At 66.1% G+C, this 13,006-nt stretch carries 15 protein-coding genes and 2 pseudogenes; 10 read left to right on the forward strand and 7 right to left on the reverse strand.

Going from position 1 to position 13,006, the window contains the following annotated elements; translation table 11 throughout:
- Window positions 1–4 precede the first annotated feature (4 nt).
- From AC25M7_RS11240 to AC25M7_RS11260, 5 genes and pseudogenes are all read right to left on the reverse strand, one after another.
- A complete protein-coding gene (locus AC25M7_RS11240) occupies window positions 5–142 on the reverse strand; it encodes a PSPA7_2676 family Cys-rich small protein (RefSeq protein WP_175406180.1) in 138 nt (45 codons plus the stop codon).
- A gap of 82 nt (window positions 143–224) precedes the next feature.
- Window positions 225–1,130, reverse strand: coding sequence for an SDR family oxidoreductase (locus AC25M7_RS11245; protein WP_028688916.1), 906 nt, complete (start codon window positions 1,128–1,130; stop codon window positions 225–227).
- A 97-nt stretch (window positions 1,131–1,227) separates the two neighbouring features.
- A pseudogene (locus tag AC25M7_RS11250) lies at window positions 1,228–1,539 on the reverse strand (carboxylate-amine ligase); the annotation flags it as partial.
- A gap of 13 nt (window positions 1,540–1,552) precedes the next feature.
- Window positions 1,553–1,938, reverse strand: a pseudogene (locus tag AC25M7_RS11255) (iron-containing redox enzyme family protein); the annotation flags it as partial.
- Between the two features lie 63 nt (window positions 1,939–2,001).
- Window positions 2,002–2,193 (reverse strand): con-10 family general stress protein, encoded by a 192-nt coding sequence (locus AC25M7_RS11260; RefSeq protein WP_028688918.1) that lies wholly within the window; start codon window positions 2,191–2,193, stop codon window positions 2,002–2,004.
- Window positions 2,194–2,434: 241 nt separating this feature from the next.
- Here AC25M7_RS11260 and AC25M7_RS11265 point away from each other — a divergent pair, with 241 nt between their 5' ends.
- Window positions 2,435–3,646 (forward strand): multidrug effflux MFS transporter, encoded by a 1,212-nt coding sequence (locus AC25M7_RS11265; protein WP_486971062.1) that lies wholly within the window; start codon window positions 2,435–2,437, stop codon window positions 3,644–3,646.
- A 5-nt stretch (window positions 3,647–3,651) separates the two neighbouring features.
- Window positions 3,652–4,248, forward strand: coding sequence for a TetR/AcrR family transcriptional regulator (locus AC25M7_RS11270; RefSeq protein ID WP_028688920.1), 597 nt, complete (start codon window positions 3,652–3,654; stop codon window positions 4,246–4,248).
- Window positions 4,249–4,305: 57 nt separating this feature from the next.
- Here the strand turns inward: AC25M7_RS11270 and hpaR are convergent, their stop codons facing one another.
- Together hpaR and hpaA are read right to left on the reverse strand one after the other, a co-directional pair.
- Window positions 4,306–4,728: a homoprotocatechuate degradation operon regulator HpaR gene (hpaR, locus tag AC25M7_RS11275; RefSeq protein WP_028688921.1), complete on the reverse strand. Its 423-nt coding sequence runs from the start codon at window positions 4,726–4,728 to the stop codon at window positions 4,306–4,308.
- Window positions 4,729–4,899: 171 nt separating this feature from the next.
- Complete coding sequence (gene hpaA, locus AC25M7_RS11280; RefSeq protein WP_028688922.1) at window positions 4,900–5,802, reverse strand: 4-hydroxyphenylacetate catabolism regulatory protein HpaA; 903 nt, start codon at window positions 5,800–5,802, stop codon at window positions 4,900–4,902.
- A gap of 140 nt (window positions 5,803–5,942) precedes the next feature.
- Between hpaA and AC25M7_RS11285 the strand changes: the two genes are divergently transcribed.
- The 8 genes from AC25M7_RS11285 (at window position 5,943) to AC25M7_RS11320 (ending at window position 12,964) form a co-directional block, all read left to right on the forward strand.
- Window positions 5,943–6,617 carry a fumarylacetoacetate hydrolase family protein gene (locus AC25M7_RS11285; protein ID WP_062363223.1) on the forward strand — a complete coding sequence of 225 codons (675 nt, stop codon included), beginning with the start codon at window positions 5,943–5,945 and terminating at the stop codon, window positions 6,615–6,617.
- A complete protein-coding gene (locus AC25M7_RS11290) occupies window positions 6,614–7,393 on the forward strand; it encodes a fumarylacetoacetate hydrolase family protein (protein ID WP_280063924.1) in 780 nt (259 codons plus the stop codon). Before AC25M7_RS11285 ends, AC25M7_RS11290 begins: the two co-directional genes overlap by 4 nt.
- Window positions 7,390–8,850 (forward strand): 5-carboxymethyl-2-hydroxymuconate semialdehyde dehydrogenase, encoded by a 1,461-nt coding sequence (hpaE, locus tag AC25M7_RS11295; protein WP_028688925.1) that lies wholly within the window; start codon window positions 7,390–7,392, stop codon window positions 8,848–8,850. The genes AC25M7_RS11290 and hpaE overlap by 4 nt, the downstream gene beginning before the upstream one ends.
- Before the next feature lie 66 nt (window positions 8,851–8,916).
- Window positions 8,917–9,840, forward strand: coding sequence for a 3,4-dihydroxyphenylacetate 2,3-dioxygenase (gene hpaD, locus AC25M7_RS11300; protein WP_486971063.1), 924 nt, complete (start codon window positions 8,917–8,919; stop codon window positions 9,838–9,840).
- A 10-nt stretch (window positions 9,841–9,850) separates the two neighbouring features.
- The gene (locus AC25M7_RS11305; RefSeq protein WP_486971064.1) at window positions 9,851–10,261 is read left to right on the forward strand and encodes a 5-carboxymethyl-2-hydroxymuconate isomerase; all 411 of its coding nucleotides are present in this window, start codon (window positions 9,851–9,853) and stop codon (window positions 10,259–10,261) included.
- Between the two features lie 7 nt (window positions 10,262–10,268).
- Complete coding sequence (hpaH, locus tag AC25M7_RS11310) at window positions 10,269–11,072, forward strand: 2-oxo-hept-4-ene-1,7-dioate hydratase (RefSeq protein WP_028688928.1); 804 nt, start codon at window positions 10,269–10,271, stop codon at window positions 11,070–11,072.
- A gap of 9 nt (window positions 11,073–11,081) precedes the next feature.
- Entirely contained in the window at window positions 11,082–11,882 is an 801-nt protein-coding gene (gene hpaI, locus AC25M7_RS11315) for a 4-hydroxy-2-oxoheptanedioate aldolase (RefSeq protein ID WP_486971065.1), read from the forward strand.
- A gap of 122 nt (window positions 11,883–12,004) precedes the next feature.
- A complete protein-coding gene (locus AC25M7_RS11320) occupies window positions 12,005–12,964 on the forward strand; it encodes a ribonuclease Z (RefSeq protein WP_028688930.1) in 960 nt (319 codons plus the stop codon).
- Window positions 12,965–13,006 lie beyond the last annotated feature (42 nt).

The raw sequence follows: 13,006 nt of genomic DNA on the forward strand, positions 1-13,006 counted from the left end.
GCTCCTACGCGTCGAACGGTTGGCCGGGCTGGCTGTAGCGCAACGCGCCGCAGCGTTCGCAGCACTGGCAATGGAGCCCGGCGATTTCACGGACCAACAGACTGCGCCATTGGCAGCCACGCAACAGGCAGACGAGTTTCATCAGCCACCTCCCTGGCCCGCATGAATAGGGGCTCTTACAAGGACTGACTGCGCGGCGCGGCCAAGGTTTATTCGACTTTGCCCTACGGCAGTGGATTCCCCCCCGTGACGCCGAATACCTCCCCAGTGATATAGCTCGACTCCTGGCTGGCCAGCAGCACATACAGCGGCGCGCATTCGGCAGGTTGGCCGGGACGTTTCATCGGTGTGTGCCCACCGAAGTCGGGAATCTTCTCCGGCGGTTGGCCGCCGCTGGGCTGCAACACGGTCCAGATCGGGCCCGGCGCCACTGCGTTGACGCGGATGCCGCGCTCGATCACCTGCTTGGCCAGCGCCTTGGTGAAGGCAACGATCGCCGCCTTGGTGGTGGCGTAGTCGAGCAGCGTCGCCGATGGCTGGTAGGACTGGATCGAGGCAGTGTTGATGATCGTGGCCCCGGCCGGCATCAGCGGCACGGCAGCCTGGCACAACCAGAACAACGCGTAGACGTTGGTCTTGAGGGTGTGATCGAACTGCTCGTGGGTGATCTGGCCAATGTCCTTGCGCGCCACCTGCTTGCCGGCGACGTTGACCAGGATGTCCAGGCCGCCGAGCTGTTCGTGGGCCTGGTCCACCAACTGGCTGCAGAAGCGCGGATCCTTGAGATCGCCAGGAAGTGCCACGGCCTTGCGCCCTTCGGCCTCGATCAGCTGGACCACTTCTCGGGCGTCACGCTCCTCCGTGGGCAGGTAGTTGAGGGCGATGTCGGCGCCCTCGCGGGCGAAGGCGATGGCCACGGCGCGCCCGATTCCCGAGTCGGCGCCGGTGATCAGGGCGCGACGACCGACCAGGCGGCCGAAGCCTTTATAGGTGGCTTCACCGTGGTCGGGCTTGGGTTGCATGTGGGCATCCAGGCCAGGGGCGGGTTGGCCCTGGGCCGCAAAGGGCGGATGGGGATATTGGGTCAGGGGATTTTGCAGGGTGAATTGGTCCTGGGGCTTGCCGGGCATGGGTGGGGCTCCTTCTGTTTTGGCTGCATGTTGTCGAATTGTGGGGCACACAGCTTTCGAGGCTGGCGACCAGCGAATGGTTTACTCAATGAGTCCCGAGCACCGACAGCTGGTGATCGGCACTGGTGCCGTCGCGCAAGATGCGCCGGGCCTGGATGAAGGCGCGTTCGGCATCGGCGGTGTCGGCCGGGCATTGCAACTGCAGTTGCGTCAGCCAGCCTTCGGCGCTCACCGGCTGTTGCTCGTACACGCCGATGAAGGTGCCTAGGCGGCCCTGACGCAGGGCACGCCAATAGTTTTCCTGGGTGACCCAGCGCATCTCGCGGCTGGCGACGGCCAAGGCATCGTCCAACCGGGGGCAGCCATCGCAGATACGCAGTTCGACTGTCGCAAACCGCCGCGAAGGCCTGCTCCCACTGCCAGCGCGGATCGCCGTCCCCCTGTTCTTCGAGAAAGATGCGGATCAACCCGTGAAAACGCGGTTCCCGCCAATGGCACAGGGCGCCGTGCAACCATGCGCCGTCGACCGCCTTGGTCGGCGCAACCTGTTGCAGGAACCACAAGGCATGGGCCCGGTTGGTGAAGTAGCGCGCGGCCCCTGGCGCCGTTGTTCAAGATAAGCCATGTGTTCACTGGCGACCCGCTGGGCATGGGCGGCTGACCATTCCAGCAATCGCCCGGGATCATCCGGCAGGTCGTCCGCAAGCGTACGCACTTGGCGCAGCGGCTGCTGCAGCCAGGCCTCGCCTAGCGGATCAGGGCCCTTGAGCAGGGCCCGATAGCGATGCTCAAGGCCATCGGTCGCCACGCATGGCGCCTCCTGGGTGGGGTATGCGCGGTGCCAGGCAAGCCCGGCACCGCGTGCCCTCACTTACGTGCGGCCACCCTTGCGGCCGGACTCGGTCTGACGGTGGTCGCCGCCACTGCTCTGACCGCCCTTGCGGCCGGCTTCGGAGGCCTTCTCGCGGTCGTTGGCGAAGTTGCCCGGGTTCTTCGATCCACCCTGGCTGCCGGTCTTGTTGCTGTCCTGGCGACCGGTCATGTTGCTGTCTTTATTGGCCATGGTTGCAAAACCTCGTGTGGCTAAGGGATGCACGGCTGCATGCCGTACAGGATTGGGAGTACGGCGATAAGGCGGGATTCGGATTATTCCGGGGCGATCGGACCGGTGGCGCTAAACATGCCGCTGCCCTGTATCTGGGACGCAAGCGGACGCGGGCAGGGTTGACCCCTTCAGGCACTCTGGCATAATTCGCACAACCTACCGGTCGGTAGGTGCATTTTCGTCAACGGATTTCCCAGTCATGCCTGCTTCCCACCTGCGCTTCGCCGCCTCTCTTGCCCTGATCGGCGCCCTCGGCCCTTCGGCCATCGACATGTACCTGGCCAGCCTGCCGGAAATGGCCCGCGACTTCGCCACCGGCTATACCCAGGTGCAGCTGACCCTGACCGTGTTCCTGCTGGCGATGGGTGCCGGCCAGTTGCTGTTCGGCCCGCTGGTTGACGCCCTGGGCCGTCGTCGCCCGCTGCTCGCGGGGTTGATGGTGTTCAGCCTGGCCTCCCTCGGCGCGGCCGCCGCGCCCTCGCTGGACGCGTTGCTGATCGCACGCCTGGTCCAGGGCCTGGCCAGCGCGCTGACGTTGGTGGTGATCATGAGCATGGTCCGCGATAGCGCCGACGGCGCGCGGGCGGCGCAGATCTTCGCCCTGCTGATGACCATCGAAGGCCTGGCGCCGATCCTCGCCCCGGCGTTGGGCGGGATGATCGACGCGGCCTATGGTTGGCGGGCGATCATGCTGGTGCTGGCCGGTCTGGGCCTGCTGACCTTGTTCAACTCGATGCTGACGCTCGGCGAGACCTTGCCGGCGGGGCAGCGGGTACGCCTGGCGCCGGCCCGCGCATGGCGCACCTATGCGCGCATCGCCGCCGATGGCGCGTTCCTGCGACCGGCCCTGGCGTTGTCGGCGGTGTTCTTCTTCCTGTTCGCCTACATCGCCGGCTCCGCCTACGTGTACCAGCAGCATTTCGGCCTTTCCAGCGCCCACTTCGGCCTGCTGTTCGGGGCCTGCGGCGTGGCCATCCTGCTCGGCGCGGCGCTGTCCGGCTACTGGGTGACGCGCCACGGCGTGGCTCGCGTGGCCTGGTGGGGCGCGCTGTGCATGGGCGGCGGCGCGCTGCTGGCGGTACTTGCCGGGCTGAGCGGCGCGGGCCTGGCGCTGCTGCTGGCGGGCGTCGTGCTGGCGCTGTTCGGCCTGGGCATTTGCGAGGCCACCTTGATGGCCCTGGCGATGTCGTCGCAGCAACGTGACGTCGGCTCCACCGCAGCCCTGCTCGGTGCCCTGCAACTGGTGATTTCATCCAGTGCTACACCCTTGGCCGGGCACCTGGCAACGCTGGGGCCGCTGGCCTGGGCCTGGCTGTTGGCGGCCGCTGCCCTGATCATCGTCGGTTTGACCCGCGCCGCCGTGGCAAAGACAATCAGCGCCTCGCCCTGCCCCAGCGTCAAACCGGAGTGACCGCCTTGAAAGCCCTGACCCCATCCGCCGCGCGCATCTGCGACCATGCCGTCGTGCATTTCGCCGAACATGGCTACGACGGCTCGTCATTGAGTGAGATCGCCGCCTTGGCGGGCATGCGCAAGGCATCGCTTTATGCCCATTTCGCCAACAAGGATGCGTTGTTCGTGCGCGCCTTCGAACGTGCGCTGGCGGACGAAACCGCCTACGTCGAGGCAGGGTTCGGCCACGAGGCGGCGGGCCGCGAGGCGCCGGGGCACTGGCACCCGCTGCACCTGGCCGAGCGCTACGCCGCCTCGGCCAACCTGCGCTTCGTGCTGCGCACGGCGTTCCTGCCGCCGACGCCGATCCGCTCGGTTGTCACCGGCGGCTTCGAGGCCTACCTGGAGCAGATCCGCCTGGGCTTCTGCCAGGCCCTGCGCGAGCGCCACGCCTGGGCCCGCAGCGATGGCAACAAGCTGGAGCTGTATGGTGACGCGTACCTGGGGATCATCGACAGCCTGCATGTGGAGCTGCTGTACGCGAACCCGGCGGTGTATGCGCGGCGGGCGGCTTCGTTGCTGAAGATTCTCGATGATTCGCTGTATCTTGCCGGTCTGTAGGGGGACCCTGTACACGATTCAAGGGCCCCGCGATGGCGGTGGTCAGCGCTCGCGGCATCAGGGCCTGACCTTCTTGAGCTCGTTCAACAACTCCATCAACTTCTCCAACTTGTCCTCGCCGAACTGGCGCTGGATCTCCTGGTAATTGCGCTCCATCTCCTCGCTCATGGCCAGGAATGCCTGCTGGCCACGCACGGTCAGGCTGATGAAGATCCGCCGCTGATCCTCCGGCGACTTGCGCCGACCCACCAGGCCGTCGCGTTCCAGGCGCTTGAGGACGCCGCTCATGCTCGGTTTGAGGATGCAGGCCATGTCCGCCAACTGGTGGCTTTCCAGCTCGCCCTGCTGGCGCAGGATGCGGATCACCCGCCACTGCTGCTCGGTCAGGTCGTGGGCATTGAGGGCCGGGCGGAAGAACGCCATGGTCGCTTCGCGGGCCTGCAACAGGGTCAACGTCAGGGAAGGTCTTGGATTGGTCATCAGGATAAGCGGCTGGTTTTATTAAGATATTAATAAAGTGAAAACCATTTTCACCGGTGCTGTCCAGCTCCAGTGAAAAGTACCAGCGCTCCCGGCAAACGCGCATTTTCCAAGCATCGCCTTCGTTGCACGATCAGGTGAAGCCTGCAGCCCGGAGCTGATCGCCTCATGTCAACGCAATCCCGCCTGGCGCTGACGGTACTCCCCCGGCGTCATCTGCGCATGGCGCTGGAAGAAGCGGCTGAAATACGCCGGATCCTTGAACCCCAGCCGGTAGCAGATCTCGTTGGCCGAACCGCCGGTGTACAGCAGCAACCGCCGCGCCTCCTGCATCAGCCGTTCGAACACCAGGCGCTTGGACGGCAGGTCGGCCATGCGCCGGCACACATCATTCAGCCGCGCCTCGGTCACCCCCAGCGCCGCCGCGTAGGCCGGCAGCGTCCAGTGGTCGAGGTAGTGGCGCTCGATCAGCTCGTTGAAGCGATGGAACAACTGCAAGTCCTCGTGCCGCGCGGGCGTTGCCTCCAGCGAATTGGCGCCCAGGCGCAGCAGGCTGATCATCACCAGCCGCGCCAGGTCCTGCACGGCGGTGCCCTGCCCGGCCTGGCCATGGCCGATTTCGTCGCCAAGCAGGTCGAACAGCTGCTCCAGGCGCCGTACCTCGCCGGCCGCCGCGCCCTGCAGGTGCCCCAGTGCAACGCAGGCCGGTTGCAGCCGCGGTCCCAACGCCAGCCCGGGCTCGGCCTGCAGCAGTTGCCAGACCAGTTGCTGGCGCACGGTCAGCACATGGCCGTCGGCGTCGGCCTCGGTGACGAAGGCATGGGGAATGGTCGGCGGGGTGAGGAAGAACATCGGCCCGGACTCGTGGTAGCGCTGTTCGTCCAGGTACACCCGCACACTGCCGGTCTTGACGTAGTGCACCTGGAAGAAGCGGTCGTGGCGGTGCACTGGCATGTTGCGACCGAAAAAACCGGCCAGGTTGCCCAGGCGGTCGTAGTGCACCTCGCTGTCGCTGTAGCGCTGGTCATAGACCTGACCGATGTTGATGTTGGGGATCGGCTGTCGTTCTTTCATTGTTGTTCTCGCAGCGGTGAAACGCGCCGGGGAAATCATCGTAGCACCACCAGCCAGCGGTAGACGCCTTGACGATCGTTAACATATTAAATATAACGTTAACACATTAACAAAAACACCACGAAGCGCAGGAGAAAAGCATGAGCCGTGCCTTGCACGAGGTCGCCAACGGCAGCTTGTTCGGCGTCGCCCTGAACTACCAGGGCCTGCTGCAGCAGCATCTGGCATCCTTCCATGAAGCGCCGTACCAGCAGCCGCCGGTCAAGCCGGTGCTGTTCATCAAGACCCCGAACACCCGCAACGGGCATGCCCAGCCGGTAACCTACCCCTCGGCAGTCGAGCGCCTGCAACCCGGCCCCGCGCTGGGCGTGGTGATCGGCAAGGACGCCAGCCGCGTCAGCATCGACGACGCCCTCGCGCATGTGGCCGGCTACACCATCGTCAACGAGTTCAGCCTGCCCGAGGACAGCTACTACCGCCCGGCGGTAAAGGCCAAGTGCCGCGACGGCTTCTGCGCCATCGGCCCGCAGCTGGTGCCAGCCGCGCAGGTCGACAACCCCGACGCGCTGGGCATCCGCCTGTGGGTCAACGGCGAGTTGCGCCAGCACAACAACACCGCCAACTGCGTGCGCGGCGTGGCCCGGCTGATCGCCGAGATCAGCGAGTTCATGACCCTGCATGCCGGCGACGTGCTGATCACCGGCACCCCCGAAGGCCGCGTCGATGTGCTGCCCGGCGACCGGGTGACGGTCGAGATCGACGGCCTTGGCCAGCTGACCAACCCCATCGTCGCCGAACAAGGACTCGCCCCATGAAGCACGCCCGTATCCAGTTCGACGGCCAGGTCCATCAGGTCACCGTCGAGGACGACCAGCAACTGCGCCTGGCCGATGGTCGCCTGGTCCAGGCCGCCCAGGTCACCTGGCTGCCACCGGCCACCGGCAACATGTTCGCCCTGGGCCTGAACTATGCCGACCACGCCGCCGAGCTGGCCTTCACCCCGCCCACCGAACCGCTGGCGTTCATCAAGTCGCCGGGCACCTACACCGGGCACGAGCAGGTGACCTGGCGCCCGGACAACGTCAAGTACATGCACTACGAGTGCGAGCTGGTGGCGGTGATCGGCAAGCCGGCGCGCAACGTCAGGCGCGAGGACGCCCTCGACTACCTGGCCGGCTACACCGTGTGCAACGACTACGCCATCCGTGACTACCTGGAAAACTACTACCGCCCCAACTTGCGGGTGAAGAATCGCGACGCCACCACCCCGGTAGGCCCGTGGATCGTCGACGTCGCCGACGTGCCGGATCCGTCGAACCTGACGCTGCGCACCTGGATCAACGGCGAGCTGAAACAGCAAGGCAGCACCGCCGACATGATCTTCGACATCCCCTACCTGATCGAATACTTCTCCAGCTTCATGACCCTGCAGCCCGGCGACATGATCGCCACCGGCACCCCGGAAGGCCTGGCCAACGTGGTCCCCGGCGACGAAGTGGTGGTGGAGGTGCAAGGGGTCGGCCGCCTGGTCAACCGAATCGTCAGCGAAGCCGAGTTCTTCGCCCACAAAGCACACGAGGCAACAGCATGATCAAGCACTGGATCAACGGCCGTGAAGTCGAGAGCCGCGACACGTTCATCAACTACAACCCGGCCACCGGTGAAGCCATCGGCGAAGTCGCCAGCGGCGGCGCCGAGGAAGTCGCCCAGGCCGTGGCTGCGGCAAAAGAGGCCTTTCCGAAATGGGCCAACACCCCGGCCAAGGAACGCGCCCGCCTGATGCGCCGCCTGGGCGAGCTGATCGAGCAGAACGTACCGCAGCTGGCCGAACTGGAGACCCTGGACACCGGCCTGCCGATCCACCAGACGCGCAACGTGCTGATTCCCCGCGCATCGCACAACTTCGACTTCTTCGCCGAGGTGTGCACGCGCATGGACGGGCACACCTACCCGGTGGACGACCAGATGCTCAACTACACCCTGTACCAGCCGGTGGGCGTGTGCGGGCTGGTGTCGCCCTGGAACGTGCCGTTCATGACCGCCACCTGGAAGACCGCGCCGTGCCTGGCGCTGGGCAACACCGCGGTGCTGAAGATGAGCGAGCTGTCGCCGCTGACCGCCAATGAGTTGGGCCGCCTGGCAGTCGAGGCCGGCATCCCCCATGGCGTGCTCAACGTCATCCAGGGCTACGGCGCCACCGCCGGCGATGCCCTGGTGCGCCACCCGGACGTGCGCGCCATCTCGTTCACCGGCGGCACCGCCACCGGCCGCAAGATCATGCAGACGGCGGGCCTTAAGAAGTACTCCATGGAACTGGGCGGCAAGTCGCCAGTGCTGGTCTTCGAAGACGCCGACCTGGACCGTGCCCTGGACGCCGCGCTGTTCACCATCTTCTCGCTCAACGGCGAGCGCTGCACCGCCGGCAGCCGCATCTTCATCCAGGAAAGCGTGTACCCGCAGTTCGTCGCCGAGTTCGCCGCCCGCGCCAGGCGCCTGATCGTCGGCGACCCGACCGATCCGAAGACCCAGGTGGGCTCGATGATCACCCAGCAGCACTACGACAAGGTCACCGGCTATATCCGCATCGGCCTCGAGGAAGGCGCACGCCTGGTGGCCGGTGGCCTGGAGCGTCCAGCCGGGCTGCCAGCGCACCTGGCCAAGGGGCAGTTCATCCAGCCGACGGTGTTCGCTGACGTGAGCAACACGATGCGCATCGCCCAGGAAGAGATCTTTGGCCCGGTAGTCTGCCTGATCCCGTTCAAGGACGAGGCCGAGGCGCTGCAACTGGCCAACGACACCGAATACGGCCTGGCGTCGTACATCTGGACCCAGGACATCGGCAAGGCCCACCGCCTGGCCCGCGGTATCGAGGCGGGCATGGTGTTCATCAACAGCCAGAACGTGCGTGACCTGCGCCAACCGTTCGGCGGGGTGAAAGGCTCGGGCACCGGGCGCGAGGGTGGGCAATACAGCTTCGAGGTCTTCGCCGAGATCAAGAACGTGTGTATATCCATGGGTAGCCATCACATTCCGCGCTGGGGCGTGTAGAACGGGGCTGCTGCGCAGCCCTTGCCATGGACACCAAGAACAACAACCTTCAACAGGAGACATACCATGGGCAAACTCGCTCTCGCCGCCAAGATCACCCATGTGCCCTCGATGTACCTGTCCGAACTGCCCGGCCCGCGCCAGGGCTTTCGCCAGGCGGCCATCGACGGGCACCACGAGATCGGCCGGCGCTGCCGCGAACTGAGCGTGGACACCATCGTCGTGTTCGACACCCACTGGCTGGTCAACGCCAACTACCACATCAACTGCGCCGCGCACTTCGAAGGCCTGTACACCAGCAACGAACTGCCGCACTTCATCGCCAACATGAACTACGGCTTCCCCGGCAACCCCGAGCTGGGGCGAATCCTCACGCAAGAATGCAATCGACTGGGCGTGGAGACCATGGCCCACGACGCCACCACCCTGGCCCCGGAATACGGCACTCTGGTGCCGATGCGCTACATGAACGCCGACCGCCACTTCAAGGTGATCTCGGTCTCGGCCCTGTGCACCTCGCACTACCTCAACGACAGCGCGCGCCTGGGCTGGGCCATGCGCAAGGCGGTCGAGGACCACTACGACGGCACCGTGGCTTTCCTCGCCAGCGGCTCGCTGTCACACCGTTTTGCCCAGAACGGCCAGGCCCCGGACTTTGCCACCAAGGTCTGGAGCCCGTTCCTGGAAACCCTCGACCACCGCGTGGTGCGCATGTGGCAGGACGGCGACTGGGCGGACTTCTGCGCGATGCTGCCCGAGTATGCGGTCAAGGGCCATGGCGAAGGCTTCATGCACGACACTGCCATGTTGCTCGGTGCGCTCGGCTGGTCGCGATACGACGGCAAGGCCGAGGTGGTGACACCGTACTTCGGTTCTTCCGGTACCGGCCAAATCAACGCGATCTTCCCGGTCACCCCGCAGGACGGCAGCGCGATCCCCGCAGCCCAGGCCTCGAACCCGGCTGGGATCACCTCCACCAGCCGCCTGTAAGGAGCCCCCCATGCCCCATCTGGTCCTGCTCTATAGCCCGGATATCGAAGCCGACACCGATATGCCCGGCCTGTGCCGCGCCCTGGCCGACTGCATGCTCGCCCAACGCGACGAACATGATCGCCAGGTGTTCCCCACCGGCGGCACCCGCGTGCTGGCCTACCCGGCAGCCCATGCCGCGATCGCCGATGGTCGTGGCGACTACGGTTTCGTCTACGCCAACCTGCGCATGGGCAGCGGCCGCAGCGCCACGGTGCACCGGCAGGTCGGCGATGCGCTGCTGGCTGTCTTGCGCCAGCGACTGGACGCGCTGCTGGAACGTCGCCCGGTCGGCGTGACCCTGCAGATCGATGAGAGCCAGGCACAGGTGTACGACGCCAAGCACAGCAGCCTGCATCCCCTGTTCACCCGTCAGCCCTGAGGTCTCCATGCTCGACGCCCGCATCATCCAGCAAGCCGCCGCCCGTCTAGACCAGGCCGAACGCACCCGCGAACAGGTCGGCCAGTTCTCCTTGGAACACCCTTCGATCAGCATCGAGGACGCCTACGCCATACAGCGCGCCTGGGTGGCACGCAAGATCGAGGGTGGCCGCAAGCTGGTCGGCCACAAGATCGGCCTGACCTCCAGGGCCATGCAAGTTTCTTCGAACATCACCGAACCGGACTACGGTGCGCTGCTCGACGACATGCTGTTCGACGAAGGCAGCGACATTCCCTTCGAGCGCTTCATCGTGCCCCGGGTCGAGGTGGAGCTGGCGTTCATCCTCGGCAAGCCACTCAAGGGGCCGAACGTGACCCTGTTCGACGTGCTCGACGCCACCGAATGGGTGATTCCGGCCCTGGAGATCATTGATGCGCGCATCCAGCAGGTCGACCCGCACAGCGGCGTGACCCGCAAGGTGTTCGACACCATCTCCGACAACGCAGCCAACGCCGGCGTGGTCATGGGCGGTCGCGCGGTGCGCCCGGGCGACGTCGACCTGCGCAAGGTGCCGGCGGTGCTGTACCGCAACGGCGTGATCGAGGAGTCCGGCGTGTCGGCGGCGGTGCTCAACCACCCGGCCAAGGGCGTCGCCTGGCTGGCCAACAAACTGGCGCCGTACGACGTGGGGCTGGAGACCGGCCAGATCATTCTCGGCGGTTCGTTCACCCGCCCGGTAGCCGCCCGCCCCGGCGACACCTTCCACGTCGACTACGACCAGCTTGGCTCGATCGCCTGCCGATTCGTCTGAGGATCCACCATGGACATGCCCATCAATACCTTCAAGCAACGCCTGCGCACGGGCCAGGCGCAGATCGGCCTGTGGCTCGGCCTGGCCGATCCGTACTGCGCGGAACTGGCGGCCAACGCCGGCTTCGACTGGCTGCTGCTCGACGGTGAGCACGCGCCCAACGACCTGCGTGGCCTGCTCGGCCAGTTACAGGCGTTGGCGCCCTACCCGGCTCAGCCGATCGTGCGCCCGGTGATCGGCGACACCGCGCTGATCAAGCAATTGCTGGATATCGGCGCGCAGACCCTGCTGGTGCCCATGGTCGAAAGCGCCGAGCAGGCACGCCAGTTGGTGCGTGCGATGCGCTACCCGCCCCACGGAGTGCGCGGCGTAGGTAGCGCGCTGGCACGAGCATCGCGCTGGAACAGCCTGCCCGGCTACCTGGACCAGGCTGACGAACAGATGTGCCTGCTGGTACAGGTGGAGAACCGCGAAGGCCTGGCCAACCTCGACGCGATCTGCGCCGTCGAAGGTGTCGATGGCGTGTTCATCGGCCCCGCCGACCTCAGCGCCGACATGGGCCACCGGGGCAACCCGGGGCATCCCGAAGTACAGGCGGCCATCGACGATGCCATCGTGCGCATCGGCCGTGCAGGCAAGGCGGCGGGGATCCTCAGTGCCGACGAAGCGCTGGCGCGCCGGTATATCGAGCTAGGGGCGGCGTTCGTCGCTGTGGGGGTCGACACCACGGTGCTGATGCGCGGCTTGCAGACGTTGGCGGGCAAGTTCAAGGAAGGGGCCGCTACCAGCGCCCAGGGCGGTGTCTACTAGTCCGGCCTGGTAGCGCGTAAGCTCGATGTTGGGAGCGTACTGGCCCCTGCGACAGTGCCATGCTAGCCTCCGCGCGCCCCGCCCTGCGGGGTCGCAACAACATCGAACCAAGGAGTCAGGCAATGGACCTGCAGTTTCTGGGCACCTCTTCCGGTGTGCCCACCAAGGCCCGCAACGTCAGTGCGACTGCGGTCATCGAGGCATCCGGCACTGGGTGGTACCTGGTCGATTGCGGCGAAGGCACCCAGCACCAGCTGCTGCACAGCCCGCTGTCGGTGCGCGACCTGCGCGCCATCCTCATCACCCATGTGCACGGCGACCACTGCTTCGGGTTGCCGGGGTTGCTGGCCAGCGCTGGCATGTCAGGGCGCAAGGAGCCGTTGCAACTGGTGCTGCCGGCCGACCTGCAGACCTGGGTGCGCCAGAGCCTGGCGGTCAGCGATACCTACCTGCCTTTCGAGTTGCAGATGCAGCCGGTCGAGACCTTCACCGGGCTGGAACATGGCAATGTGCAGATCGGCGTGGTCGAGCTGTCGCATCGGGTGCCGTCCTACGGTTTCGTGTTCGAGGAACGTGACCCCGAGCCCCGGCTGGACACCCAGCGCCTGCAGGCCGACGGCATCCCCGCCGGGCCGATGTGGGGGCAACTGGCCCGTGGCAGGACTGTCGAGCACGAGGGGCGTCAGCTCGATCCGCAGACTTACCTGCAACCGACACGCCCGGCGCAGCGGATCATCGTCTGCGGCGACAACGACCGCCCGGAGCTATTGAGCACGCTGGCGGCGAATGTGGATGTGCTGGTGCATGAGGCCACCTTCACCCAGCCGGTGGTCGAACGTACCCAGGCCACCTTCGGCCACAGCACCGCCGCCGCGGTGGCGCGCTTCGCCGAAACGGCGGGTGTCAGGAACCTGGTGCTGACGCATTTCAGCGCCCGCTACCAATCCGGCGGCGGGCGCGGCGGCTCCATCGAGGAAGTGCGCGAGGAGGCGCAAGCGCACTACAACGGGCACCTGACCCTGGCCCGGGACCTGCAGCGTTATCGGCTTGGCCGTGATGGGGTGGTGGTCGAGGTGGAGTAACGCCTAAGGGGGGATCCTGGCATGGGCGCGCAACGCTGGTGA

The sequence above is a fragment of the Pseudomonas sp. P106(2024) genome (assembly GCF_057480815.1).